Here is a 25,381-nt window from a genome sequence, read left to right as displayed (position 1 = left end):
CTCAAATAGGTATCTTAAAATTGATTGGCATCCGCCATTTTCCACATACGATAGTAGAAATTATCCTCATCTTTCAAATCACCAAGCAGTAATTCATTTTCTTTCAAGAAGAAGTGAATTTGTGCATAGTTTTTGATTTCACGGTCATTCATACGCTGTGCCAAATGGTGCGCTTTGATGTCAGATGGATGGTTTAAACCCGCAGCTGCAATCATTTCAGATAAGGCGTGCAGGGTGTTTTTATGAAAGTTAAAGACACGCTCAGCCTTACTTGGAACATCAATGGCTTTTTGGCGGTCTTTGTCTTGTGTCGCAACGCCAACAGGACATTGGTTGGTATGGCAGCTTTGCGCTTGGATACAACCTACTGCAAACATAAAGCCACGTGCAGAATTAACCCAATCTGCGCCCAAAGCAAAAGTGCTGGCAATATCAAAGGCACTGATCATTTTACCGCTGGCACCAATTTTAACCTGATTACGCAGTCCTGCACCGACAAGGGTATTGTGAACAAAACGTAAACCTTCTCTTAACGGTGTCCCAATATAGTCACTAAACTCGATGGGTGCTGCGCCTGTTCCACCTTCAGAACCATCTACCACTACGAAGTCAGGTACAATTTTGGTTTCTAACATAGCTTTGATGATGCCCATGAATTGCCATGGTTGACCAATACAGAGTTTAAAACCAACAGGTTTACCGCCAGAAAGTTCTCTCAGTTTTTGAATGAAATGCATCATTTCAATCGGGGTGTTAAAACTTGGATGCTTGGATGGAGAAACGCAGTCATGATCTCGTGAGATACCACGGATATTTGCAATTTCTTCAGTAATCTTATGTTTAGGTAAAATCCCGCCGTGACCTGGTTTGGCACCTTGTGAGAGTTTCACTTCAATCATTTTAATCTTTGGATTTTTTGCTTGCTGTGCAAACTTTTCAGGATCAAATAATCCTTCAGCTGTACGGCAACCAAAATAGCCGCTGGCAATTTGCCAAACAATATCTCCACCATGTTCTAAGTGGTAGGGGCTTAAGCTTCCTTCACCTGTATCATGATAAAAATTTCCCAAATGTGCGCCTTTATTCAATGCACGAATCGCATTTGCACTCAGACTACCAAAGCTCATCGCTGAAATATTCATGATCGAAGCACTATAAGGCTGGCTGCATTGGCCATTTCCAATTAAGACGCGAAACGATTCTGGATTTGCAGGTGGGCATGGGGCAATTGAATGCACAATAAAACGATAGTTTGGATCATAGACATCAATGATTGAACCAAAAGGTTTATCCGCATTTTCATTTTTTGCACGTTGATAAACCAAACTGCGCTGCATACGTGAAAAAGGTAGAGCATCTTGATCTGATTCAATAAAATATTGGCGAATTTCAGGACGAACATCTTCAAACAGAAAGCGGAAATGTCCAATAATTGGATAGTTTCTTAATATGGCATGTTTCTTTTGCAGCAAATCGCGTAAGCCGACCACACTCAGTAAACTGGTGACGAGCCAGAGGCCATTTAAAAGCGTATCGGAAATAAAATAATAAATGCTATGTGGTGTATAGCTAATTTTAAACCAAGTAATGGTCAAAGCCGTAAAAATACAAAGAAACCAAACAGAATGTCTTGAAAAGAAAGTGTTAAGTAATTTATGTCGTATAGCTTGTGCTGGACTAGCCATAGCCAGGAGATTCCTATCATGAAGCAATGGTCAAACGATGCCAAGAAGCTGCCCGAACCACAAGTAACGAATTGTTAGACTTGAGAATTATTCTCTTATACGCTTCATTATTTGATTTTGTTGGAGACTGAGCTTGGGTGCCTACAATTGAATATTTACTTGAATCAATGTTCCTAACACGATTACTATCGTGGCTATTGGTAACTTTCATAAATATAGATTTTTGTATTCGCAAAGAGATTGGCTAGATGCATTTATTGGGACTTAAAAATGAATAAAAAAGGTTCATCCATTACTCGAGTTTTAGATATTATTGAAGCTATTTCGACTGCAAAGCATCCACCATCTCCCTTAGATCTTTCTGTAGCATTAGATATTCCAAAACCAAGTATCCATCGTTTACTACAAACTTTAGAGCAAGAAAAATTTGTTAAAACAGATATGTATGGTGGTTATATTCTTGGTGATCGAACCTATAAGCTCTTGATGAGTTCATGGGAGCAGGAACCTCGAAAGATGGAACGGTTGGCTATCCTGCAAAAACTATCAGATCAGATTAATGAGACTTGTGGGATTGCGATTTTGAGTGAAAACCAAATGCTATATACCGATCGTGTCCAAGCGAATTGGCCTTTACAGGTGTATTTGCCTGTTGGAGCGACGGTGCCATTGTGGTGTACTTCAAGCGGGAAGCTGTTTTTAAGTTTTCAGCCGTTGAATCGCAGGAAAAATATATTAGAGCATTTACCCATTACGCAACTCACCAAAAATACCATTACCGATCCAGCCTTGCTTGAAGAAAATTTGAATCAAATCTTCTTAGATAAACTTGGCACTGATAATGAGGAGTTTATCTCCGGTATGGTCGCCTGTTCAGTGCCTATTCAAAGAGGAGATACAATTGTGGCATGTTTATATGTGCATGCGCCTACAATACGTAAATCGCTTGAAGATCTAGTTGCCTTTGAACCACTTCTACGTCAGGCGGCGAGTGATTTAAATAAACTGATCGATGTCTAAAACAGAGCAAGCGAATTGCTTACTCTGTTTTCTCTTTATTGAACTAGTTGAGTGTAGGCATAGAAAACTCAGCACCTTCACGAACATTGGTACTTGGCCAGCGTTGAGTAATGGTTTTACGACGCGTATAGAAGCGGGCACCATCTGGCCCATAGGCATGCAAATCACCAAATAATGACCGCTTCCAGCCACCAAAACTATGATAAGCAACAGGGACAGGAAGCGGGATATTGATTCCTACCATACCCACTTTAATGTTATCGCTAAAATAACGTGCAGCTTCTCCATCTCGCGTATAGATACAGGTTCCGTTTCCGTATTCGTGATTGTCAATCAGGTCCATGGCCTCTTGCATGGTTTTAACGCGGATAACTTGAAGTACAGGACCAAAGATTTCTTCTTTATAACTGGTCATATTAGGGGTAACTTGATCAAGCAGTGTTGCACCGACATAAAAACCATTTTCATAACCTTCAGGAGCAGCATTTCGACCATCGGCAATTACACTCGCGCCTTGTTGTTCAGCACTGTCAATATAATTGATCACTTTTGCTTTATGCTGTGCTGTAATCACTGGACCGAAATCATTGTCTTTATTTGAGTATGGGCCATATTTGAGTAGATCGATTTCTTTCGATAATTTCGCGATCATTTGATCGGCAATTTCATCACCTACTGCGACTGCGACGGAAAGGGCCATACAGCGTTCACCTGATGAACCAAATGCAGCACCTAATAAAGAACTAACCACATTATCTAAATCGGCATCTGGCATGACGATTGCGTGGTTTTTTGCTCCACCAAGCGCCTGACAACGCTTACCGGCAGCCGTGGCTGTTTTATAGATATATTCTGCGATAGGTGTTGAGCCAACAAAACTCACCGCTTGAACTCGTGAATCGTGAAGTAGGGTATCAACTGCTTCTTTATCACCATTCACGACATTCAGTACGCCATCAGGAAGTCCTGCTTCTTTGAGAAGTTGCGCAATAAATAAGGTGGAAGATGGATCGCGCTCAGATGGTTTAAGTACAAAAGTATTACCGCATACGATTGCCATTGGGAACATCCAAAGTGGAACCATAACAGGAAAATTAAACGGGGTAATCCCTGCAACAACACCTAAAGGTTGAAACTCACTCCATGAGTCGATTGCAGGTCCGACATTTTTACTAAATTCACCTTTTAAAAACTCAGGTGCACTACAAGCATATTCAACATTTTCAATGCCACGTTGTAATTCTCCTGCAGCATCGTGCACGATTTTGCCATGTTCTTCACCGATGAGCTGACAGATCCTTTCGGCATTTTGTTCCAGTAATTCTTTAAACTTGAACATAACTCTTGCACGTTTAATCACAGGAGTGTTTCGCCATTCGGGGAAGGCAGCTTCTGCTGCTGCAATTGCTTCCTCAACGGTTGCTTTAGAGGCGAGTGCAACTTCTTTCGCTTGTATACCTAATGATGGGTTGTAAACGGCTTGCGTACGTGCATGTGTTGTATTGACTGCACCATTAATAAAATGTCCAATGAGTTCCATGTGGATTTATCCTCTCGTTATATAAAGTTAAAGTTTCTATGCTGACCAAAGTTGCTGATAAAGGCTGATCATTTGCTGAATCGTGGGGACGATGGGATTGTTTGATGGTGAGCCGGAGGCAAGTGCTTGCTCGGCCATGGTCCGAACAACATCGTCAAAATACTGTTTGTCGACACCAAACTCAGCCAATGTGGGAACTTTCAAATCTTGATTGATGGCAATTAAGGTTTTGATTAGCTTTTGATTGGCAATTTCAATATTGTCATCAGGATGCGCGCAACCAATTGCTTTGGCACAGTCTGCATAGCGCTCTGGCGCTGCTTGGATTGAAAACTCAGTGATTAAAGGAAGCAGCATGGCATTGGATAATCCATGCGGAACATGAAAAAAAGCACCAATAGGACGGCTCATACCATGAACCAATGCAACTGAGGCATTGGAAAATGCAATACCCGCCAAGGTAGAACCAAGCATCATTTTTTCACGCGCAAGTTCATTGTTGGGTTGGTGATAAACGATCTGTAAATTTGGACCAATAAGTTTCATGGCTGCAAGTGCTTGCGCATCACTATATGGGCTGGCTTTCTTACTGACATAAGCTTCAATTGCATGCGTAAGCGCATCAATGCCTGTATCTGCGGTTGTGCGAGGTGGAAGTGACATTGTGAGTTCATAGTCGATTATTGCGGCGATAGGCAGAAACCCTAGCCCAGCACACAGCATTTTCTCATTGGTCTTATCATTGGTAATGATGGTAAAGCGGGTACATTCAGAGCCTGTTCCAGCAGTTGTTGGAATGGCGATAATCGGAAGGCCCAGCTCATTGACCTGTCTAGGGAACTTATAATCCGATATGTCCCCACCATGCTTACTCAAGATACTGATTGCTTTAGCACTATCAATCGGGCTTCCTCCACCAACCGCAATAATGGCATCATAGTGCTTGGCTTTAATATGATTTACACCTGCCGCAATGGAACTAGAAGTAGGCTCCGGTATAGTTCCATCAAAATAGTCACTTTCTATATTTTCAGCTTTGAGCAGATCTTGAATTTGCGTGATATACCCAAGTGAAACCATCATTTTATCGGTAATAATGAGTGGTTTTTTTGCACCTAAGCTTTCTAAAATTATGGGAAGCTTCGCTCGTGCATTTTTTCCAATTTCCATAATCCTTGGAAGGTGCGTTGAAAAAGACATTTTTAATTCTCCGTATTTATTAGAATCCAAATAGATTGTTTTTAAAAAGAGCCAAATATTGTTCCGAGTGTAATCACACCACTCAGTGCAATCAGGGGAATGATTACAGCAACAATGAACATGTCATAATAAGATTGTTTATGGGTCAAACCACACAGCGTAATAATGGTAATTACAGCGCCATTGTGGGGAAGTGAGTCGAGTGCACCAGAAGCCATAGAGGCGACGCGATGCATGAGTTCAAGTGAAATGCCATATTGAATGCCTAATTCTTTATAAGTTTCTCCCATGGTATTTAACGCGATACTCAGGCCACCTGAAGCTGAACCTGTGATCCCTGCCAAGACATTGATGACGATTGCTTCTGAAATAAGCGGGTTATTCGGTGCAATGCCAACCAGAAAGTCTCGTAAGATAATAAAACCAGCCAATGACGCAATAACTGAACCATAACCAACTTCTGATGCCGTATTAAAAATGGGTAAAAATGATGAGGAAACACCTTGCTGAATTGAGTCTTTGATGTCCGTGATAGTTTTCCAGTTCAGCAGAATAATGCTTAAACACGCTAAGACTAATGCACATATGATTGCCCATAATCCAATCACTGAATTGAGTGAAGTATTTCCAAATTGATCCATTGCTAAATACGCAGTGTCCAGCGAGGGTAAGATGAGTTTAGTGAGGACTAAGTTGCTCACAATTACAATGAAAATAGGAATAAACGCGATCACAAGACTGGGTTGAGCATGTATTGAATTCTGCTCAAGGTGAGTCTCGTTATGATTTCCATAACCTTCGCTCTTAAGATCCGCTTTTTTGACACGTCTATTGAGCCACCACATACCAGTTATCAAGATAAAGATCGATGCCAAAACACCGAGTCCTGGTGCAGCATAGAGATCAGTATCAAAAAAAGGCATCGGGATTGCATTTTGAATTGCAGGTGTGCCTGGTAAGGCTGTCATGGTAAAGGTGAGTGCACCTAACATAATTGCCGCAGGGATTAAACGCTTGGGAATCCCAAGCTCTTGAAATAATGCAGAGGCAATCGGAAAGACTGCAAAACCTACAACAAAAAGTGAAACACCTCCGTAAGTTAAAATTGCACAAGATAAAACAATGGATAGCATAGCTCTGTGATGACCAAGTTTTTCAACAAAAAAATTGGCAATGCTTTGTGCAGAACCAGAGTCATCCATTAATTTTCCAAATACTGCGCCTAATAAAAAAAGCGGGAAGTATTTGATGATATAACCGCCTAAACCTGTCATAAACACTTGAGAATAGAACCCAAGTAGTTCATTGCTTAAACCGCTCCATACCACTGCAAATAGTGCTAGTAGGGGCGCAAGTATGATTACGCTAAATCCTTTATATGCTAAATACATCAGCAGTATTAAGGACAAGACTATTCCAATTAGTCCGACCATTTTATACACCTGTTTTTGTAGTTTTGTATAATGATACGAAACGTATCATTATTAATGTATATAATTTAATCTAAATGAAGTCAAGAGTGACAATTTGAGTGAAGTAAGCGGAGGTCAATCGCTTGTATTGGTGGATTTTTGTGAGATGAGAGACGGCTAAATTAAGAAAATAAATTAAAATCAAATATTAATTTTTATTTTGAGAGTTCTAGATTACATAGAGCTATTGGTGCTGCAAAGGAGATTGCAAACCAAGTTTTTATAAGCAAATTTTGAGGAAACAAGTTTTAAAACTAAGAAAAGCGAGTGATCAACTCGTTCATGTTGAGGTAGTCTAATTCAATATTTATGGTTCATTCCACAACCTTTAATTGTTGTTTTTATGCTTTATGAAAGAATATAAGTCAAAACGTTTCTGTAGTGAGCACATTATTCTAGTTCAAGCTGATAGTCATCTTTGGTGACTTTAATCTTAATCTTCTTATATTTTCTCTTATTGGGGTTTAAAGCAGAGTCAGTAACTTCAATTGCAAAATCTGGATTTCCCATCAAGTCATAATAGGCTTTATAACCAATTAAAATTTTCTGTGGTCTGGCACCATGTTCATGGCGATAACTTTCAATCAGTTGAGTTAATTGTTCGAAAATCGGAGTATGCGTCATCTCTAAATTGTCTCATAAGTCTTTGCAGATCATTTGCTTAAGCTAGTCGAACTTTGTTAAGAATTTAAGACAATCGCTAAGATCTGATAATACTTATTTTCTATGAGCTTGAGACCATGGTCTGATTTAGCAATGCATCCATTTATTTTTTAATAGCGACCTTTACAGGAGCAAATAAGTAATAAAATTACACATAACATAATTTAATTATGTATTGCATAAATTAAAGCTTTCTTGTAGCATGGATTTATAGCTGAGAGCCAAGATCAAGAACCAAGATTTCTTCATCTGGCGCCTCATGGATGGAAAGGGCTTTAACACGGATGCTTTTACATACTTATAAAAACACCTGTCGCCTTTTCTGATCAATCATGCAAATGTGAATTCTTATGACAGCTTGCTAAGCAATTGAAGAATAAACATTGTGTATCGAATTAAAACGGATGAATTTATCTAAATAAGGGAAACTAGATGGACATTTTAGATAACCCATTAGAACTATGTGGTTTTGCTTTTATTGAGTTTGTTTCGACGGAAAATGGATTAGATCAGATCTTTGAGACTATCGGTTTTACCAAAGTCGCAAAGCATAAATCTAAAAAAGTTTATTTATGGCGTCAGGGTAATATCAATATTATCTTGAACTATCAGCCTGAATCTTATGCTTCATTCTTCTTTAAAGAGCATGGTCCTTCTGCATGTGCGATGGGCTTTAGAACACGTGATGCAGCCAAAGCGTTTACCAAAGCGATTGAGCTTGGCGCAGAGCCAATGTATTCACAAGCTGGACCGATGGAATTAAATATCCCTGCGATTAAAGGGATTGGTGGTATGCCAATTTTCCTTGTTGATCGTGATATTTATGAAAATGATTTTGTTTTCTTTGATGATGTCGATCGTAATCCAAAAGGAACTGGTCTAAACGAAATCGACCACTTGACCCATAACGTTTATAAAGGACGTATGGAATATTGGGCGAACTTTTACGAAAAAATCTTTAATTTCCAAGAAATTCGTTACTTTGATATTAAAGGTGAATATACCGGTTTGACTTCGAAGGCATTGACTGCACCAGACGGTTTGATTCGTATTCCATTGAACGAAGATTCTGACAAAGGTAATGGTCAGATTGCCGAGTTCTTGTCAGATTTTAATGGTGAAGGGATTCAACATATTGCCTTTATCACCGATGATCTGATTTCAACTTGGGATAAGTTGAAAGGTTTAGGGCTTAAGTTTATGACCCCACCACCAGAAACTTATTATGAAATGTTGAAAGAGCGTTTACCTGATCACGGTGAACCAACGGATGAGTTGCAAAAGCGTGGTATTTTGTTGGATGGTAATACCAAGCAAGGTCCTAAAAAGCTGCTATTACAGATTTTCTCTGAAAACATGCTGGGTCCAGTATTTTTCGAATTTATCCAACGTAAAGATGATGATGGCTTTGGAGAAGGTAACTTCAAGGCATTGTTTGAATCCATCGAACGTGACCAAATCCGCCGTGGTGTGTTAGAAGCAAAATAACTCAGTGGTATCTACAACAAAAAAGCCAAGAATTTCGATTCTTGGCTTTTTATTACATCTATACATTTTAACGTGTTTGAATATATTGATTGATTGCAGCAACTTCGCGTTTAAATAACTCAAGTTTTTCGCTGCCTTCCTGAACAGAGAAAAACATTTCACTATCCAAAGCAACAATACAAAACTCCATCGAGTGATGTGCATTAAAAATTGGTAAGCCTACCGCATTGATCCCCACCAATAAATCACCTTGCGCAATGGACATGCCTTGTTGCAGGATTTTTTCTTTCAGTGTTACAAACTCATTCCAGTCTGTAGGTTTAATCGGATAATGGTTTTGGGTTGCTTTTTCCCATTCAGCCAGCATCAGTGGCTTGATCATGGCTTCAGGCATATAAGACGCAAACACACGACCTGCGGCCGAATTGATCAAGGGCATGATCGAACCAACTTTGGTGACGATCGAAATCGGATGGTTGGATTCGATTGATTGAACCACTAAAGGTCCTTTAGGCGACCATTTGCTGATCTGAATCCCACAGCCAATTTTATTCTGTAGTTCGTAAATCAGATGTTGAACCAGCTGTAATACGTCGGTATGTTGAATGCAGTTTAAGCCTAAGCGCCATGCTTGATCGCCCAAGGCATATTGTCCATCAGTCAGTTGCTTGGCGTAGTTCATGCGAATCAGGCTGACCAGATAGCGATGTACTTTGGCCGGATGCATATCGAGTTTGCTGGATAAATCTTTTAATATAATCGGCTTGTTATGCTCTAAAAGGGCATTGAGTACGGCTAAACCGACCTCAAGTGATTGAACCCCACCAGATAACTTTTCTTCAATCATTCAATAACCCTTAAGCTGCCTTTTTTCACACATTGTTTGTTGCTGTCAATTATGGACAATTTATATTCAGCACATAATGCCTGAGCATTCAACAAAATAGAAATCATCTTTTTAAATGAATCAAATCGGAGAATTGTATAAGCATACAATTGTTTTTAGAGAGATTGCATTTTATTTTGCTGAGCGTACCATGCTTTAAAAATATACAAAATGCTTTGTATTTTAGCCAATAAAAAAAGGCATTAGAATTTTACAAGTCTAATGCCATGTGGATTGAATTCGGTTTACGCACCGAGTTCGTCTTCATGCAAGAAGTGCGTATGGTGTGGGGCACGTTTGGTTCGGCTCCATTCATCCAGCATTTCCAGTTTCATTTCTTCGGTAATCCGCGCAATTTTTGCCTCAGCATGAACATCGTTATAGGTCAATTCAAGACGATGCCCATTTGGATCGAAGAAGTAAATCGAATGGAAGATACCATGATTGGTCACGCCTAATACCTTAACCTCATTTGCTTCAAGATGTGCTTTTGCTGCCAGTAGGGCATCTAAGTCTTCAACTTCAAAGGCAATGTGCTGTACCCATTGCGGTGTATTTTCATCACGGCCCATGTCTGGCTGAGTGGGCAATTCAAAGAAAGCTAGGACATTGCCTTGACCTGCATCTAAAAACAAGTGCATATAAGGATCAAAGGCTTTGGTTGATGGCACATGGTCTTCTGCAAATGCCAAGATAAAATCCATATGCAGCATTTGCTTATACCATTGCACGGTTTCTTTGGCATCTTTACAGCGATAGGCCACGTGGTGAATTTTTTTAATTGCAAAGCTCATCGTAAAACTCCTTTTTCCTTTATTCCCAATCTGGTTGTTGTTCTGGGGTCGCATTTAAAAATGCTGGGAGGGTTAAGCAATATTGGTAAATCGATTCAATTTTTGGAAAAGCACTTAAATCAATTTTGAATCGCTTGGCGTTATAGACTTGAGGAATCAAACAACAATCCGCAAAAGTCGCTTGTGTACCAAAACAGAATTGCCCATTGGAATGTCGCAATTGCATTTCTAAACTGTGAAAGCCTTCTAAAATCCAGTGCTGATACCAAGTATTTTTTTGCTCATCGCTGACAGCAAAATCTTTTTGCAGATACTTCAACACTCTCAAGTTATTGAGCGGGTGTATGTCGCAGGCAATGCTCTGGGCAAAAGCACGGACTTTGGCACGTTCAATCAGGTCTTTTGGCAACAATGGTTTTACTGGATAGCGTTCTTCCAGATATTCCAAAATACTGAGCGACTGCAGCAAGGGCTGATCTTGGTCAATCAAGGTTGGAACAAGCTGACTCGGATTAAGCGCACGATAGCTGGCTTGTTGCTGCTCATTTTTGACTAAATGCACAGCTTCTGTTTCATAGGCCAGTTCTTTCAGATTGAGAGCGATTCGCACGCGATAAGCCGCAGAGCTACGAAAGTAACTATACAGTTTCATAGCGCTCGTCCTTTTGTTCATTAAAACTAAAGTGACGTGCCGGTAAAATGGTATTGGCAACTTCACCAAAGCCCACGCGAATACCATCTTTTTCACAGTAGCCTTTCATGATCACACGATCGCCATCTTCCAAGAAGCTACGTGTTTCACCATTTGAAAGATGAAGTGGTTTGGTGGTATTCCACGTGAGTTCAAGCAAACTGCCATAAGAGTCTTCGGTCGGACCTGAAATGGTACCTGAACCCATTAAATCACCGACTTGAACATTACAACCTGCAATGGTGTGGTGAGTCAGTTGTTGTGCCATTGACCAATACATATATTTAAAGTTGGTTTGGCAAATCACATCTGCTTGAGGTGATTGAGGTGTTTGAACTTCAACACTCAGATGAATGTCATAGCTGTTTGCAGTCTTTTCTTGCAAATAACCAAGTGGTTGAGGTTGTTGTTCTGGGCCTGTAACTCTGAAGGGTTCCAAGGCTTCCATGGTGACTACCCATGGGGAAATCGCACTAGCAAAAGTTTTGGCATTGAAAGGACCCAATGGTACATATTCCCATTGTTGAATATCACGTGCTGACCAGTCATTCAATAACACCATACCGAAGATATGATCCCATGCATTTTCAATCGCAATCGGCTCACCCAATTCAGTTGCTTTACCCACCACAAAAGCGGTCTCTAATTCGAAATCTAGTTTACGTGTAGCTGAAAAAACAGGACGGTCTTCATTCGGCAATTTGATTTGCCCCGAAGGACGGACAATCTGCTTCCCACTGACAATCACAGAACTGGCACGACCGTTATAACCAACAGGAAGTTCGCTCCAGTTTGGCAGGAGGGCATTCTTCGGATCTCTAAACATGGTACCTACATTGGTGGCATGTTCTTTAGAGGAATAGAAATCGGTATAGCCAGGGACTTGAATCGGTAAATGTAAAACCACGTCTTGTTGTTTGAATAAGACTTGCTGACGTAAATCGGCATGATCACGTAAGCTTGGATTTTCTGTAGACAGTAAGCTTTGTAATGTGTTGCGAACTGTATGCCAATTTTGTTTACCTGTTTCGATGAATTTATTCAGTGTTGGCTGATTAAAACAGTTTGATGTCGTGAGCTGTAATAAACCTTTTTGCTCTAATGCGGCAAGGTCAAGTACCCAATCACCAATGGCAACACCAATACGTTTGTCACCTTGTGCGGTCTCGCTGAAAATACCGTATGGCAAATTATGTATTGTGAAATCTGATTGGGCATCAATCTCAAGAAAAGAAGTTAAGTGATGTGCCATGATTCGCTTTCCTTGTCTTTAATTCTGTTGGTCTAATCTAATTTGTGAGGGGGATTTTGATTAAGTAATTGATAGATAAAATGATCTTTAATTTTTTATCTATCAAATGTGCTTTGCTTAAGTCAAAACTTCCTACGTCTTAATTTCTATCATACTGAAAATAATTAATTACGCAATACATAATTTAATTACATTATTCATAATATTTGTTATTTGTTGATTTTTCTGTTTATATGCGCGGTTATTCGAAAAGTGAACTGATTATTTTTCGAATTAGATATAGGCATTTGTGATTAACTTATGATATACGTAATTTTGTACATAAAAATTACGAGACAAGGATGAGAATAATCATATGTCAAAACAGGAGCAAGGAAACCTGAACCCCGGTTTAAGCAATCGGCACATCCAGCTTATTGCGCTAGGTGGTGCGATTGGCACAGGTTTGTTTCTAGGTATCTCACAATCGATTAAGCTGGCTGGCCCTTCGGTCATCTTGGGTTATGCGATTGCAGGGCTTATTGCATTTTTAATGATGCGACAGTTAGGTGAGATGGTGGTACAAGAGCCAGTCAGTGGTTCATTTAGCCATTTTGCTTACAAATACTGGGGCTCATTTGCAGGTTTCATGTCAGGTTGGAACTATTGGGTACTCAATGTTCTGGTCTGTATGGCCGAGCTCACAGCGATTGGGTTATATATTCAATACTGGTGGCCTGAAATCCCAACATGGGTTTCGGCATTGGCCTTTTTTATCTTAATTAACGGTATCAACCTTTTGCATGTAAAGTTTTTTGGTGAGATGGAGTTTTGGTTCTCGATCATCAAAATTTTAGCGATCTTGGCCATGATTGGCTTTGGTTCCTATTTACTCGCAACGGGAACAGCAGGGCCACAGGCGGGTATCAGTAACCTTTGGGCATTGGGTGGATTCTTTCCGTTTGGTGTAGAAGGTCTGGTGATGGCAATGGCAGTGATTATTTTTGCCTTTGGTGGTATTGAGTTATTTGGTATCACTGCAGCTGAAGCACGTGATCCAGATAAAACCTTGCCAAAAGCAGTGAATCAAATTATCTATCGTATTTTGATTTTCTATATCGCAACGCTTTTCATCTTATTCGCTTTGTTTCCTTGGAACCAAATGGCACAAGGTGGTAGCCCATTCGTTATGGTCTTTGCTTCACTGGATAGCCAAGGCGTTGCGACCATGTTGAACTTTGTGATCTTGACCGCAGCAGTGTCTGTGTATAACGGAACCAGTTATTGCAGCAGCCGTATGTTACTGGGTTTGGCTCAACAAGGTAATGCACCGAAGTTCCTTAAGAAAATCAACAAGCGCGGTATTCCAACCAATGCAGTCTATGTCTCTGCATTTGTGACAGTACTGTGCGTATTGTTGAACTATGTATTCCCTGAGAAAGCATTTGGTTTGTTGATGATGTTGGTGGTTGCAGCGATCGTGATTAACTGGGTGGTCATTTCATGGACCCATTTAAAGTTCCGTAAAGCCATGCAAGCACAAGGGCAAACAACCAAGTTCCCAAGTATTGCTTATCCATTTAGTAATTATCTATGCATTATTTTTATGCTGAGTATTCTGGTGGTGATGTCATTGACTGCGGATATGCGTATCGCCGTGATGATGATTCCAGCATGGATTCTCTGTTTGATGCTGGCCTATTATTTGAAGCAGCGTAAGTTAAGAAATGCTCAACCCAGTGTGGCGTTGAATACCGATGCTTAAGCTCGAATAAGTATCCTCAAATCTATTTCCGAAAAGGCTGGAATCATTTCCAGCTTTTTTGTTTTTATGATTAGGCTGGTGATTTGGGATGAGAAATTTATTTGATGTGTTTTATTCAGACTGTATTGCTGCTGCAATAATAAATCATCATTATGTGAATAGTCTTCTATTTAAGAAGCGTCTAACTCGCTTATTTTCTGATAAAAATATTTTAGAGGCAGTAGATTATGACTGAGACTTTAAATTTATCACCGATCGTTGGGGTTGGCGTGATGGTATTAGACCAATCAGAACATGTCTTGTTAGGTTTACGTATTAAAGCGGGTGAAGAAGCTTCATGGTGCTTTCCCGGAGGCAAAATTGAAGCAGGGGAAACTTTTGAGCAGGCAGCCGCTAGAGAGGCATTCGAAGAAACGGGGTTAAAATTAGAAATACAAAATATGAAGCCGTTTATCGTCCTGATTGACCAATCTTCAAGGATCGTAAATACAACAATAGGACTGTCATTTAAATTGCATAATAATAATCTGAAACAACAAATCGTTGTAACGGAGCCAGACATTTTTGAACGATGGGACTGGTTTAGCTTATCCGATTTACCTACGCATTTATTTCCGGCATCTGAAGCGATGTTAAGGATTTGGAAACAAGAGCAACTTCATGAGTCATGGGTGGCATATCCGATAATTTTGTGAGAATAAACGTTAATTTAACATTGCCTGCATGAATGAGTTATTTCTAAGTTCTTTGATCATTTTCGGAATATTGAACACTCAGAAGAGGGTGTTTTTTATTGATGATGAGAAGTGGCATGAATGATTTTGCTTCATTTAGAAAGAATTGTGGATGCTATATCTAGTTGAAGGCTCATTGAATACATTATTTAGAATGGTTTGAATGTATGATGCTCTTGATCTAAGTCCACATAAAGAATAAGCGCTTATATGTTTGCTCATTGGTGAAAGTTCCAGTGCAAATATCCCAGCCATTATTTTGAGTTTCGCCAACTGAAAATGAATCAATGCAATCACTGACCATTAATACCAGACTCGCAGGTTTCTATTTTTTCTACTATTCCATAGTCGGGACATTCATGCCGTATTGGAACCTGTATCTGCAAGATCAAGGTTTTAATTACCAAGAAATCGGCATTCTTTCCTCAATTGCGATTATCACCCGTTTTTTTGCCCCATTGATTTGGGGCTGGATTGCCGATAAGTCTGGTAAACGAATGCTTTTGGTCCGCATTGCCACGTGGATGGAAGCCTGTATTTGGTTTGCCATTTTTGTGATTCCAAATAGCTTTCAATCCGTGGCCTTGCTGATGCTGATTTTTAGCTTCTTCCAAAATGCAATTCTGGCGCAATTTGAAGGGGTAACTTTATTTTGGCTTGGCGAAAAACGTGCAGAACTCTATGGCAAAGTGCGTAAGTGGGGATCCGTTGGTTTTATTGTTGGTGTATTTGTAATTGGGGCATTATTGGAAGTTGTTCCAATTTCAATGTTGCCCATTTTACTTTTGGCAATTTCATTCCTTGCATTTCTTTGGTCATTTAGTATTAAAGAACCTGAGCATGCACCGAGTTCACAGAAAAAATTAGAACCTTTATGGCCAGTTCTAAAGAAGCCAACTGTAGCGGCATTCTTTACCATTGAATTTATTTTATTGTTTTCGTTGGCACCCTTTTACAGTTTCTATAGCAACTTCCTAAAAGAAATTGGATTTAGCACCACTCAAATTGGTAGCTTGTGGGCAATGGGCGTCATTGCTGAAATTGTGATGTTCGCAGTCGCGCAAAAAGTATTTTTCACTCGCTTTTCATGGCGGACATTGGTTGTTATTTGTCTGCTTTTAACCAGCTTGCGTTGGTTGTTGGTGGGTGTGTTAGAGACAAACTATATTGGACAACTGTTGACGCAATGTTTACATGCTTTTAGTTTTGGACTATTTCATCTGATTGCGATGAAAGTCATTTTTCAGAATTTTTCGGCAGAGCAGCAAGGTCGGGGACAAGCACTGTACAGTACCATGTGGGGGCTGGGGGTGGCTTCAGGAAGTTTATTGGCAGGACATTACTGGCAGATGCTTTCAGGTGCGATGATTTTCTTCTGCGCCAGTATCGCCGTGTTATTGGGTTTATTGCTTGTCGTATGGCTGCCGAATCAAGTGGAAACAGCAGCCAATCGCTAGACTAGAGCTGAATATTTTTATACTGGGGCATCCAAGGTTGTGCTTGTTCCAGTTGTGCCGCAAGTTGCAGCAAGCGATCCTCTCGACCAAAAGGCGCAATAAATTGACTACCGAGTGGCATGCCATGTTTATTCCAGTACAACGGCACTGATATGGCAGGTAAACCCGTTACATTGGCGAGCTGGGTAAAAGGCACCCAACTTAAATTGTCCTGTACCATTTTTTCAACCAATTTACCTTGCGCTAAATAATGTGCTTTTCCTAGTTTTAACAAACCTTTTAAGATGGGTTTCTGCCAAGCCGGTGTCGCAACTTCACCATTTTTAGGTGCGACTGAGGCAGTGGTTGGTGTTAAATACAGGTCATATTGGTTAAAGAAAATATTCATCTGTGTGCTATACAGCCCCCAATTATTCAGGGTATGAATATATTCTGTCGCCGTGGTTTTAGCACCAAAGGCAGCCAATGCAATTGAATCGAGTTCGAAATCTCGATCAGTCGCACCCGCCATTTGCTTGATTTGTGCCTGCATATAGGAGAATTGACTGAACCATGTGATGACAAAATCTTTTGCAAGTTCCAGCCCATCAATTTTCGGACGGTCTTCAACCACAATATGACCTAATGACGCCAACAGCTGAGCTGTTTGTTGCACCGCTAGAATTGTATCTTTAGATATTTTGGTCCCGATCGGTGATTGAGTACTGAAGGCGATTCTGAGTTTTTTCGGCGGTTGCTGGATGACTTCTAGATACTTTTGTTCAGGTGCTTCGATTCTAAATAAAGAGGTTTGTTCTGGGCCTTGTACTGCATCGAGCATGGCCGCGCTATCACGAACAGTTTTGGTAAGGACATGCTGCATCGCTGCACCGTGCATGGCTTCACTAAATTGTGGCCCCCATGGCGTGCGTCCGCGACTGGGTTTAAGCCCAAATAAACCACAATAGGAAGCGGGGATACGAATTGATCCACCACCATCTCCAGCACCTGCAATAGGAACAAGTCCGCCTGCAACTGCCGAAGCAGCACCACCTGAAGACCCACCGCTGTTATGTTTTAAATTCCATGGATTATGGCATGCCCCCCAAGCATCAGGCTCAGTAATCCCTTTAATTCCGAATTCTGGCGTGTTGGTGCGACCGAAAGTGACAATACCCGTTTGTTCCCAGCGATTGACAATTTCTGCATTAAAGTCAGGCGTGTAATTGATCTGTTTGAGTGCATTGCTGCCGTAGGAGGTGGGGATACCCTGATATTCCTGAAATAGATCTTTAACTAAAAATGGAACACCCGCAAATGGACCAGATATAGCCTGTTGGGCACGTTGTTTCGCTTGTTCGTACATTGGGATAATGATGGCATTTAGCTTTGGATTGACTTTATCAGTTCGTTCTAATGCGATTTCGAGCAGTTCCGAAGGCTGCACCTCTTTGTTTCTGACTAACTCAGCTAACCCTAAACCATCGTACTGTACGTATTCTGAAAATTTCATGGCTTTTATCCCTAAAGCTAAATCTTTATAAAGTAAAAAGTTAAATACAATTTGAAAAATAGAATACCTGAAAAAGTATCAAAACAAGCAATTAAATTACATGGTAAAAATATTGTGTTTATATGGTTATGAATGAATGCTTTTATCAAAAAATATGCTAATTTAAGCCTATGCACCGTTAAGATGACGACTTAATTAAATCTATGAAAAATATTTATATTATTGGATTATTATGGGCTTGCTCAACATGGACTATGGCAGAGACGGTCGTAAATGACAAAGCAACAGTAACACCACAACAAATAGCCAAAGCAAATGCGATTCGGGTCACAACTCGCCCTGAAATCATGGGGCTGTGGGGAATGGAAATTCCCAACAATAAGAAGTGTGTCGAATACTATAACTTTCGTGGCGCAAGTGATGTAGTGATTAAGAGTGGTCAAGAATGGTCGTATGGGTTATATGATTATCAGCCATCAGAAGATCATAAAGAACGCTTGCCGGCACTGGTTTTGCAAATTAAATATGACAATAATGAAATGGATTGTTCAGGTCAAAAGCAAGATCAAACTGGGGAGGTTTCTCAATACTTTGTAAAATGGGCCAATGATTCAACGATTGATTTTTGTGCCAGCGAGAAAGGTGATAAGTGTTTCGCGACCTTGCGTCGAGTTTTACCTTAATTGAAAATTATTATAAAAAAGCCTCTTATAATTTAATAAGAGGCTTTTTTATTTAGGCTTTTTCAGCTTGTGGTTCAAGCTGCTTTAGCAAATGTTTTTCAAGGTAATGAATATCCATTGCCTGTTCGCAGAAATTTTTGTCTTGCAAGATCAAATCTTTATGCAAAGGAATATTGGTTTTAATTCCCGTCAAAATCATTTCATCTAATGCTTGGCGCATACGAGCCAAAGATGTTTCACGGTCTTTACCATGAGAAATCAATTTTGCAATCATTGAGTCATAGTAAGGCGGAATGTTATAGCCTTGATAAATATGCGAGTCTAAACGAATCCCTGCGCCACCTGGGGCATAGAAATTTTCAATTTTACCCGGAGAAGGTAAGAACGTCGTAGGATCTTCAGCATTGATACGGCATTCAATGGCATGGCCTTTGATTTCGATTTGCTCCTGCTTAAGTTCTAAACCTAAACCTGCTGCAATACGAAGCTGCTGTTCAATGATGTCAACCCCAGTCACCATTTCAGTGACAGGATGTTCTACTTGCACACGTGTATTCATTTCAATGAAGAAGAATTCGCCGTCTTCAAATAAAAATTCAAAGGTACCTGCACCACGATACTGCATTAACTTACATGCATTCACACATGCTTCTAAAATATCGGCACGTGCTTGTTCTGGTAGGTTTGGCGCGGGTGCCTCTTCGAGAACTTTTTGGTGGCGACGCTGTAAAGAACAGTCACGATCATACAGGTGGATTGCATGGCCATTACCATCACCGAGAACCTGTACTTCAACATGGCGCGGTTTTTGTAAGAAACGTTCCATATAGACCGTATCATCACCGAACCACATTTCAGCATCACGTTGTGCTGCCTGAACAGATTCAAGCAGTGTATCGACACGTTCTACGATACGCATACCACGACCGCCGCCACCAGAAGCAGCTTTTACGATCAATGGGAAGCCGATTTCTTTTGCTTCAGCAAGCGCATTGTTAATCGTTACTGCATGGTCACAGCCAGGTACGGTTGGTACGCCAGACTTTTTCATGGCAATAATCGCTGATACTTTATTCCCCATGAGGCGAATATGTTCAGGGCGAGGGCCAATGAAAATAAAACCAGAACTTTCTACAATTTCAGCAAATTCTGCATTCTCGGATAAGAAGCCATAGCCAGGGTGGATTGCATCCGCACCTGTAATTTCTGCAGCAGTAATAATTGCAGGAATATTTAAATAGCTTTCGCTACTCGCACCCGGTCCGATACACACTGCTTCATCAACGAAGCGTAAGTGCATTAAGTCTTTATCAGCATCTGAGTAGATACCAACAGTTTTAATGCCAAGAGTTTTACAAGCCCGAGTAATTCGTAAAGCGATTTCGCCACGGTTTGCAATTAATACTTTTTGCAACATAGGAATCCCCAAACTGATTAAGCACGGTAGCGGAAAAGTGGTTGACCGAATTGGATCACTTCACCATTTTTCACAAGAATTTCTTCAATTACGCCGCTTTTTGTTGCTTCAATCGGGTTCATGATTTTCATTGCTTCAATAATACCCAGCGTTTCACCCGCAGATACCGTTTGACCGACTTTGACAAATGGTGCTTCACCAGGACTCGGTGCTGCATAGAACACACCAACCATTGGTGAAGTTTCAACAGCACCACGTGGTGTTTTTGCTGCTGGAGCAGCAGGTGCTGAAGCAGCAGAAGCCGCTGCAATTGGAGCCGTTGCGTAAACAGGAGTCGGACGAGTCAGTGAGATGGATTGATCACCTTCCTTAACTTCAATCGCTTGTAAGTCAGATTCAATCATCAAGTCGATGAGCTTCTTGATTTTACGGATATCCATGAGTGAGCATTCCTAAAAAGTTTAAATTAGTTAGAAGATTGAATTTTTTCGATAGCGTAATCGAGAGCAAAGGAGTAACCCTTTGCACCTAAGCCACAAATTACGCCAATGGCTTTATCTGATAAATATGAGTGATGACGAAATGCTTCACGAGCGTGAACATTTGACAAATGAACCTCGATAAATGGAATGGCAACACCGAGCAGGGCATCGCGTAAAGCAACAGAGGTATGGGTCAAGGCAGCAGGGTTGATAATGATAAATTTCACACCCTCATTTTGTGCTTGATGGATACGATCAACAATCGCACCTTCCCAATTGCTCTGAAAAGTATCTAGTGTGAGTGATGCATGTTGGGCTTGAGCGGTGAGTTGCTGGTTAACATCATCTAGCGTCAGATAACCATATACCTCTGGTTCGCGTTTTCCTAGCAAGTTCAAATTCGGTCCATGAATTACCAAAATGGTTGAGCTCATTCAGCCTGCTCCAATTCTAAATCTGCAAAAGTTTTTTGCAAGATGTCTGCAAAGTTTGCTTATTATGGCATAAAATTCTGCAATTTTTTTATAATTTGTTTTAATCAATGAAGAAATTTGCATACCAAGCATGGTGCATATAATGAAAACTTTGCAAGGAATTGGCAATGTTAAAATATGACAAAATTTAGCGTAATTTTATTTTTAAACATTCTAAACTGAATTACCCCATTTCGTTCATGGGATTTGTGTAACTCAGCAGTCAAACTGCTTAGATTTTCGTATTTTAGATCGATTTAAATCCCTAAAAAAGAATAGGATAAAGGCTGTTTGTAAGAGCTCAGGCAGGACGTAAATTTTATACTAACATATTGTTTTTCAGTGTTTAAATAAATATTTTTGAAGTTATTTAAGTCGATCGGACTAAATGATGAATATCAAACATTTTGTGATGCGGATGAGTCATTCAGTGCTATTGCGAAGCCATTGCTTACTGTGACGTAAGATGATTAGAGATTGAACATTGCGATCGCTTGCATAGTTGGCAGAAATGATAAAATTTCGCATTCTGTATGGCAGTTAATGACATAAAAATGTCCGAAAAAGATATCTCTGCTTTCAATATGATAGTGAGTACTGAAGGGATTACTTTTGATTGGCGTAATTCCTTTTGGGTCTTTCAAAAGCTGTCTTGATCGTTAAAGACAGCTTTTTTTTGTCCTCAGTTTTATGAGCTGCTTGCAGCGGCTTGATATGTTTCGAGCAGCAGACAATTCTGTGCTTGCGTCAGATAAGTGTCTTGTTCTAGCTGCAGAGCATTCCATTTATGCATTTGTTGAAATAACCATTCAAAGTCTTGGGCTTTGGGTTCAGCACTGTTGAGTACAAAATTCCGAATAATATTTTGGATGGTAAAGTACTTTTCAACATGGATGTCTGGTGAACAATGGAATTGAATGACGTCAAATTCAATCAGAAGCTGCCATACGGGCGCAAAGTCTTCGAGCTGCCTTAATTCTTGTTGTGCTTTGATAATGGCACTGGTCAATGCAACTAATGTATGTGGGTGTTGCTGCGCCCATTCTTGAGTCACTGCCAAAACTTTGTCGGCAACATTAGGAATGATGTGTTGGCTCGAACAGACGATGTGACTTAAACCCTGTAACTCAGCTTGCGTATTCCAGGGTTCACCCACACAAAAGCCATCTATCAGATGATTACTCAAGGCCTCGACCATATAGGGGGGTGGCAATGTTTTCACCTGAATCGATTGTGCGAGCTTCGGATCAGCCAAAGCCAGCCATTCTCTTAAACAATAGTGATGAATTGAGTGTTGAAACACATGCGCCAACGAGACATTTTGATGCTGGTGAATGTAATCCGTCAGTTTCTTGGCTGAACTTTCCGCAGAATCTTGTTTCTGAATATCGAGTGTATAGCAGAGCTGTTGGCTCAAGCTAATAAAGGCGCGATTTTCACTGAGCACCAATGGCGTCTGTAAAGCAATTCCTATTTGATCGCTGCCTACAGCGGCAGCAGGTAACATAGCAGACAGACAATGAGCAGCATCGAGTAAGCCAAAAGCCAGGCGATCTCTTAAACTGGCCCAAGATGCTTCTTTGACTAAATTCACCTTTAAACCGACATCTTCAAAAAAACCACGCTGTTTTGCCCAAAGTAATGCGACACAATCGAGTAAAGGAATATAGCCAAGTTGTAATTCGGTTTTCTCTACTTTTTCTAATTCGACTAAATGGCTCATCTATTCATCCTTTAGCTGATTATTTAAAAGTTGTTGTGCATCGAGTAAACGCCGCGCCATTTCTCCAATGGTCATACGATGACTCATCGCATTCTTTCGGAGTAATTGAAAGGCGGTGTCTTCGGTTAAGCCATGCAATTGCATCAGCAATACTTTGGCTTTTTCCACATCTTTGCGGTCTGCCAGTTTGGTTTTGGCATCTTTGAGGTCACATTCTAGCTTTTTATGCTTTTTATACTGTTCAATCGAAATATCTAAAATCGTGTGCAGACGGCTTGGATCAATGCCATCTACAATATAGGCGGTAATGCCTGCATCAATGGCTTGTTTAATCATGTCTTTGTCAGTGTTCTTGGTAAACAGAACGGTGGGTAGGTCAAAGTTACTGACACAACTTTCGATCACATCGCGATGTGGGTGATCCATATCAAGCAGAATCACATCTGCTTGAAGGTGTTCGAGTTTAAAAATATTGAGATGATCGAGGGTAAAACAAGCCACTACATCAAAGTCATGTTCAATCAAACAGGTTTTTATGTATTCAGCCCGAGCCTGGTCGTCATCAATAAGTGCGATCTTGAGTTTCGGCATAAGTATATAGGTCAAACGGTGGGGTTGTGCACAGGTCTATTAGCGGTTGTGCGTATTGTTTTTGAAGCAAAATTAGTGCCAGTGAATGTATTTTCATTTCTTATTCGGTGCAATCGCTCCGTAAGCGTATTGTTTATGCGCTTTATTGTATCGCTGCTGGTGAGGACTGGAAATGAAAAATTAGATTTGCCATCTAAAAAAATAGAGATGTTCTGTTTTGGTGCGTAAAAAGAGTTGTTTTGAAGCAGTGCGAATTATGCTTTAAAACAGGTCGTTGTGTTGAACTTACCATCTTTAACTGAATTGATATCTATTAAAAAGAAAGAATAAATGAATAAAGTTAATATAAAACAATGGTTAATATTTTATTTTCATACTACTCATGAATACTTGGCACAGCATTTGCTAACTATTTCTTGAGTCAAAGATGACTTGCAAAATTGTAAGACGGCCAACGATGTCCGATCTGATCGGTTTGTTGATACAGCGTGATGTATCAACAACACAAGATACGTTCAGTATGGGAGATGGCAATGTCTTTAGATTTATCGGCGAAAAAAGCCACATCAATCAAGTTATTTAACTTTTCAGCACCAGCGATGCGGGCCTTCCACATGAGTTGGCTTGCTTTCTTCGTTTGCTTCTTTGCTTGGTTTGCCTGCGCACCATTAATGCCAGTCATTGCTGGTGAGTTTCATCTCACCAAAGATCAGATCGCCAATATCAATATCGCAGCCGTTGCAATCACGATTGTGGTTCGTCTCATCGTCGGTCCGCTGTGTGATAAGTATGGGCCACGTAAAACTTACACAGCATTGTTATTGTTGGGCAGCATTCCCGTGTTTGGTGTTGCGGCAGCGAATAGTTATGAATCCTTCTTGTTTTTCCGCTTATTGATTGGTGCGATTGGCGCAAGCTTTGTGATCACTCAATATCATACCAGCATTATGTTTGCACCAAATGTAGTGGGTACTGCCAATGCAACTTCCGCAGGTTGGGGCAATGCAGGTGGTGGAGCAACCCAAGCGCTCATGCCATTACTTCTTGCCGCCTTGGTGATGTTCGGTGTTGAACAAACCATGGGCTGGAGAATTGCGTTGATTGTGCCAGGTGTGATGATGGTCATTGTCGGCATTCTTTACTGGAAACTGACTCAAGACAGCCCACAAGGTAACTTTAAAGAATTACGGGCTCAAGGTGCTGTGGTTGGAAGCGACAAGAAAGGTGGTATGGCAATCTTGATGCATGCAGCTCGTAACTATCGCGTTTGGATCCTGTTCTGTTCTTATGCAGCCTGCTTTGGCATTGAAATCTTTATGCACAACATCATCGCGATGTACTACGTCGAGAATTTTAATTTTGGATTAAAAGAGGCGGGTTTAGCGGCAGGAATCTTTGGTTTGTTGGCCCTGTTTGCCCGTGCGCTTGGCGGTATAGTCTCGGATCGAGTTGCACTGAAAAAAGGTTTGGATGGTCGTACTAAAATCTTATTTATCCTGATCTTGGGTGAGGGGTTATTCCTGATGTTGTTTGCACATATGAATAGTCCAGCACTTGCAATTCTGAGTATGACCATCTTTGCTTTGTTTACCCATATGGCATGTGGTGCAACGTATGCCTTGGTTCCATTTATTGATCGTGAAGCCTTGGGTGGCGTCGCAGGCATCATTGGTGCAGGCGGCAATGTGGGTGCAGTTGCAGCAGGCTTCTTGTTGAAAGGTATGGTCGATATTCAAACCTGTTTAATGGTTTTAGGTGGCTTGGTGGTGATTGCTGCAAGCTCAGTAATGCTCATTCGGTTTTCGGTAGAGCACAAAGAAAAAGAACAACAGCTGTTTGAGCAAGCCATGTTGGAACGTCGTTCAGAACAAAGCAGCGCAGCTTAATCAAAGAT

22 protein-coding genes are annotated in these 25,381 nt (G+C 40.6%); 7 read left to right on the top strand and 15 right to left on the bottom strand.

The window, feature by feature from the left end; translation table 11 throughout:
• Nucleotides 1-14 precede the first annotated feature (14 nt).
• Nucleotides 15-1,685 (bottom strand): FMN-binding glutamate synthase family protein, encoded by a 1,671-nt coding sequence (locus MMO42_RS02680; RefSeq protein ID WP_241319159.1) that lies wholly within the window; start codon nucleotides 1,683-1,685, stop codon nucleotides 15-17.
• Between the two features lie 270 nt (nucleotides 1,686-1,955).
• Here MMO42_RS02680 and MMO42_RS02675 point away from each other — a divergent pair, with 270 nt between their 5' ends.
• Entirely contained in the window at nucleotides 1,956-2,705 is a 750-nt protein-coding gene (locus tag MMO42_RS02675; RefSeq protein WP_005293560.1) for an IclR family transcriptional regulator, read from the top strand.
• A gap of 43 nt (nucleotides 2,706-2,748) precedes the next feature.
• Here the strand turns inward: MMO42_RS02675 and MMO42_RS02670 are convergent, their stop codons facing one another.
• The 4 genes from MMO42_RS02670 to MMO42_RS02655 all read right to left on the bottom strand — a co-directional run bounded on the left by MMO42_RS02670 (nucleotide 2,749) and on the right by MMO42_RS02655 (nucleotide 7,541).
• Nucleotides 2,749-4,245: a CoA-acylating methylmalonate-semialdehyde dehydrogenase gene (locus MMO42_RS02670; RefSeq protein WP_241319158.1), complete on the bottom strand. Its 1,497-nt coding sequence runs from the start codon at nucleotides 4,243-4,245 to the stop codon at nucleotides 2,749-2,751.
• Nucleotides 4,246-4,281: 36 nt separating this feature from the next.
• Nucleotides 4,282-5,445 (bottom strand): iron-containing alcohol dehydrogenase, encoded by a 1,164-nt coding sequence (locus tag MMO42_RS02665; protein WP_241319156.1) that lies wholly within the window; start codon nucleotides 5,443-5,445, stop codon nucleotides 4,282-4,284.
• Nucleotides 5,446-5,486: 41 nt separating this feature from the next.
• Nucleotides 5,487-6,878, bottom strand: coding sequence for a GntP family permease (locus MMO42_RS02660; RefSeq protein ID WP_241319155.1), 1,392 nt, complete (start codon nucleotides 6,876-6,878; stop codon nucleotides 5,487-5,489).
• A 429-nt stretch (nucleotides 6,879-7,307) separates the two neighbouring features.
• Nucleotides 7,308-7,541 carry a hypothetical protein gene (locus tag MMO42_RS02655; RefSeq protein WP_241319154.1) on the bottom strand — a complete coding sequence of 78 codons (234 nt, stop codon included), beginning with the start codon at nucleotides 7,539-7,541 and terminating at the stop codon, nucleotides 7,308-7,310.
• A 471-nt stretch (nucleotides 7,542-8,012) separates the two neighbouring features.
• On the opposite strand from MMO42_RS02655, the gene hppD reads away from it, so the two are divergent.
• Nucleotides 8,013-9,068: a 4-hydroxyphenylpyruvate dioxygenase gene (gene hppD, locus MMO42_RS02650; protein WP_241319153.1), complete on the top strand. Its 1,056-nt coding sequence runs from the start codon at nucleotides 8,013-8,015 to the stop codon at nucleotides 9,066-9,068.
• A 67-nt stretch (nucleotides 9,069-9,135) separates the two neighbouring features.
• On the opposite strand, the gene MMO42_RS02645 is transcribed toward hppD, so the two are convergent.
• From MMO42_RS02645 to fahA, 4 genes are all read right to left on the bottom strand, one after another.
• Complete coding sequence (locus MMO42_RS02645) at nucleotides 9,136-9,915, bottom strand: IclR family transcriptional regulator (RefSeq protein ID WP_241319152.1); 780 nt, start codon at nucleotides 9,913-9,915, stop codon at nucleotides 9,136-9,138.
• A 284-nt stretch (nucleotides 9,916-10,199) separates the two neighbouring features.
• Nucleotides 10,200-10,748, bottom strand: a complete 549-nt coding sequence (locus MMO42_RS02640; RefSeq protein WP_005293578.1) for a VOC family protein — start codon at nucleotides 10,746-10,748, stop codon at nucleotides 10,200-10,202.
• 19 nt (nucleotides 10,749-10,767) lie between these two features.
• The gene (maiA, locus tag MMO42_RS02635; protein ID WP_241319150.1) at nucleotides 10,768-11,400 is read right to left on the bottom strand and encodes a maleylacetoacetate isomerase; all 633 of its coding nucleotides are present in this window, start codon (nucleotides 11,398-11,400) and stop codon (nucleotides 10,768-10,770) included.
• Entirely contained in the window at nucleotides 11,387-12,691 is a 1,305-nt protein-coding gene (fahA, locus tag MMO42_RS02630; RefSeq protein ID WP_241319149.1) for a fumarylacetoacetase, read from the bottom strand. The genes maiA and fahA overlap by 14 nt, the downstream gene beginning before the upstream one ends.
• A 355-nt stretch (nucleotides 12,692-13,046) precedes the next feature.
• Between fahA and MMO42_RS02625 the strand changes: the two genes are divergently transcribed.
• The 3 genes from MMO42_RS02625 (at nucleotide 13,047) to MMO42_RS02615 (ending at nucleotide 16,626) form a co-directional block, all read left to right on the top strand.
• Nucleotides 13,047-14,435 carry an amino acid permease gene (locus tag MMO42_RS02625; protein ID WP_241319147.1) on the top strand — a complete coding sequence of 463 codons (1,389 nt, stop codon included), beginning with the start codon at nucleotides 13,047-13,049 and terminating at the stop codon, nucleotides 14,433-14,435.
• 227 nt (nucleotides 14,436-14,662) lie between these two features.
• Nucleotides 14,663-15,130 (top strand): NUDIX domain-containing protein, encoded by a 468-nt coding sequence (locus MMO42_RS02620; protein WP_241319145.1) that lies wholly within the window; start codon nucleotides 14,663-14,665, stop codon nucleotides 15,128-15,130.
• Nucleotides 15,131-15,456: 326 nt separating this feature from the next.
• Complete coding sequence (locus MMO42_RS02615) at nucleotides 15,457-16,626, top strand: MFS transporter (protein ID WP_241319143.1); 1,170 nt, start codon at nucleotides 15,457-15,459, stop codon at nucleotides 16,624-16,626.
• Between the two features lies 1 nt (nucleotide 16,627).
• Here MMO42_RS02615 and MMO42_RS02610 read toward each other — a convergent pair whose 3' ends face one another.
• A complete protein-coding gene (locus MMO42_RS02610) occupies nucleotides 16,628-18,118 on the bottom strand; it encodes an amidase family protein (protein WP_241319141.1) in 1,491 nt (496 codons plus the stop codon).
• Nucleotides 18,119-18,321: 203 nt separating this feature from the next.
• Between MMO42_RS02610 and MMO42_RS02605 the strand changes: the two genes are divergently transcribed.
• The gene (locus tag MMO42_RS02605; RefSeq protein ID WP_004807536.1) at nucleotides 18,322-18,801 is read left to right on the top strand and encodes a hypothetical protein; all 480 of its coding nucleotides are present in this window, start codon (nucleotides 18,322-18,324) and stop codon (nucleotides 18,799-18,801) included.
• A 52-nt stretch (nucleotides 18,802-18,853) separates the two neighbouring features.
• Here MMO42_RS02605 and accC read toward each other — a convergent pair whose 3' ends face one another.
• From accC to MMO42_RS02580, 5 genes are all read right to left on the bottom strand, one after another.
• A complete protein-coding gene (gene accC / locus MMO42_RS02600) occupies nucleotides 18,854-20,218 on the bottom strand; it encodes an acetyl-CoA carboxylase biotin carboxylase subunit (RefSeq protein ID WP_241319139.1) in 1,365 nt (454 codons plus the stop codon).
• 17 nt (nucleotides 20,219-20,235) lie between these two features.
• Nucleotides 20,236-20,658: an acetyl-CoA carboxylase biotin carboxyl carrier protein gene (accB, locus tag MMO42_RS02595; RefSeq protein WP_005293600.1), complete on the bottom strand. Its 423-nt coding sequence runs from the start codon at nucleotides 20,656-20,658 to the stop codon at nucleotides 20,236-20,238.
• A gap of 26 nt (nucleotides 20,659-20,684) precedes the next feature.
• Complete coding sequence (gene aroQ / locus MMO42_RS02590) at nucleotides 20,685-21,134, bottom strand: type II 3-dehydroquinate dehydratase (protein ID WP_005293604.1); 450 nt, start codon at nucleotides 21,132-21,134, stop codon at nucleotides 20,685-20,687.
• Between the two features lie 727 nt (nucleotides 21,135-21,861).
• Entirely contained in the window at nucleotides 21,862-22,896 is a 1,035-nt protein-coding gene (locus tag MMO42_RS02585; RefSeq protein WP_241319138.1) for an ABC transporter substrate-binding protein, read from the bottom strand.
• Nucleotides 22,897-23,487 (bottom strand): ANTAR domain-containing protein, encoded by a 591-nt coding sequence (locus MMO42_RS02580; protein ID WP_004807526.1) that lies wholly within the window; start codon nucleotides 23,485-23,487, stop codon nucleotides 22,897-22,899.
• A 527-nt stretch (nucleotides 23,488-24,014) separates the two neighbouring features.
• Here MMO42_RS02580 and MMO42_RS02575 point away from each other — a divergent pair.
• Nucleotides 24,015-25,373: an MFS transporter gene (locus tag MMO42_RS02575; RefSeq protein ID WP_241319578.1), complete on the top strand. Its 1,359-nt coding sequence runs from the start codon at nucleotides 24,015-24,017 to the stop codon at nucleotides 25,371-25,373.
• Nucleotides 25,374-25,381: the final 8 nt, after the last annotated feature.

Source organism: Acinetobacter sp. ANC 3882, from assembly GCF_022549545.1.
In the GTDB taxonomy this organism is placed as follows: Bacteria; Pseudomonadota; Gammaproteobacteria; order Pseudomonadales; family Moraxellaceae; genus Acinetobacter.
This window is presented reverse-complemented; position numbering and strand designations above follow the sequence as displayed.

What these genes read in the sequence shown, in the direction of transcription:
- MMO42_RS02610 (WP_241319141.1), bottom strand. Translation starts at nt 18,118, where the DNA reads ATGAAATTTTCAGAATACGTACAGTACGATGGTTTAGGGTTAGCTGAG.
- MMO42_RS02585 (WP_241319138.1), bottom strand. Translation starts at nt 22,896, where the DNA reads ATGAGCCATTTAGTCGAATTAGAAAAAGTAGAGAAAACCGAATTACAA.
- aroQ (WP_005293604.1), bottom strand. Translation starts at nt 21,134, where the DNA reads ATGAGCTCAACCATTTTGGTAATTCATGGACCGAATTTGAACTTGCTA.
- MMO42_RS02645 (WP_241319152.1), bottom strand. Translation starts at nt 9,915, where the DNA reads ATGATTGAAGAAAAGTTATCTGGTGGGGTTCAATCACTTGAGGTCGGT.
- fahA (WP_241319149.1), bottom strand. Translation starts at nt 12,691, where the DNA reads ATGGCACATCACTTAACTTCTTTTCTTGAGATTGATGCCCAATCAGAT.
- MMO42_RS02620 (WP_241319145.1), top strand. Translation starts at nt 14,663, where the DNA reads ATGACTGAGACTTTAAATTTATCACCGATCGTTGGGGTTGGCGTGATG.
- MMO42_RS02680 (WP_241319159.1), bottom strand. Translation starts at nt 1,685, where the DNA reads ATGGCTAGTCCAGCACAAGCTATACGACATAAATTACTTAACACTTTC.
- MMO42_RS02580 (WP_004807526.1), bottom strand. Translation starts at nt 23,487, where the DNA reads ATGCCGAAACTCAAGATCGCACTTATTGATGACGACCAGGCTCGGGCT.
- MMO42_RS02670 (WP_241319158.1), bottom strand. Translation starts at nt 4,245, where the DNA reads ATGGAACTCATTGGACATTTTATTAATGGTGCAGTCAATACAACACAT.
- MMO42_RS02665 (WP_241319156.1), bottom strand. Translation starts at nt 5,445, where the DNA reads ATGTCTTTTTCAACGCACCTTCCAAGGATTATGGAAATTGGAAAAAAT.
- hppD (WP_241319153.1), top strand. Translation starts at nt 8,013, where the DNA reads ATGGACATTTTAGATAACCCATTAGAACTATGTGGTTTTGCTTTTATT.
- MMO42_RS02675 (WP_005293560.1), top strand. Translation starts at nt 1,956, where the DNA reads ATGAATAAAAAAGGTTCATCCATTACTCGAGTTTTAGATATTATTGAA.
- MMO42_RS02660 (WP_241319155.1), bottom strand. Translation starts at nt 6,878, where the DNA reads ATGGTCGGACTAATTGGAATAGTCTTGTCCTTAATACTGCTGATGTAT.
- MMO42_RS02615 (WP_241319143.1), top strand. Translation starts at nt 15,457, where the DNA reads ATGCAATCACTGACCATTAATACCAGACTCGCAGGTTTCTATTTTTTC.
- maiA (WP_241319150.1), bottom strand. Translation starts at nt 11,400, where the DNA reads ATGAAACTGTATAGTTACTTTCGTAGCTCTGCGGCTTATCGCGTGCGA.
- MMO42_RS02640 (WP_005293578.1), bottom strand. Translation starts at nt 10,748, where the DNA reads ATGAGCTTTGCAATTAAAAAAATTCACCACGTGGCCTATCGCTGTAAA.
- MMO42_RS02605 (WP_004807536.1), top strand. Translation starts at nt 18,322, where the DNA reads ATGAAAAATATTTATATTATTGGATTATTATGGGCTTGCTCAACATGG.
- accB (WP_005293600.1), bottom strand. Translation starts at nt 20,658, where the DNA reads ATGGATATCCGTAAAATCAAGAAGCTCATCGACTTGATGATTGAATCT.
- MMO42_RS02625 (WP_241319147.1), top strand. Translation starts at nt 13,047, where the DNA reads ATGTCAAAACAGGAGCAAGGAAACCTGAACCCCGGTTTAAGCAATCGG.
- MMO42_RS02575 (WP_241319578.1), top strand. Translation starts at nt 24,015, where the DNA reads ATGGCAATGTCTTTAGATTTATCGGCGAAAAAAGCCACATCAATCAAG.
- MMO42_RS02655 (WP_241319154.1), bottom strand. Translation starts at nt 7,541, where the DNA reads ATGACGCATACTCCGATTTTCGAACAATTAACTCAACTGATTGAAAGT.
- accC (WP_241319139.1), bottom strand. Translation starts at nt 20,218, where the DNA reads ATGTTGCAAAAAGTATTAATTGCAAACCGTGGCGAAATCGCTTTACGA.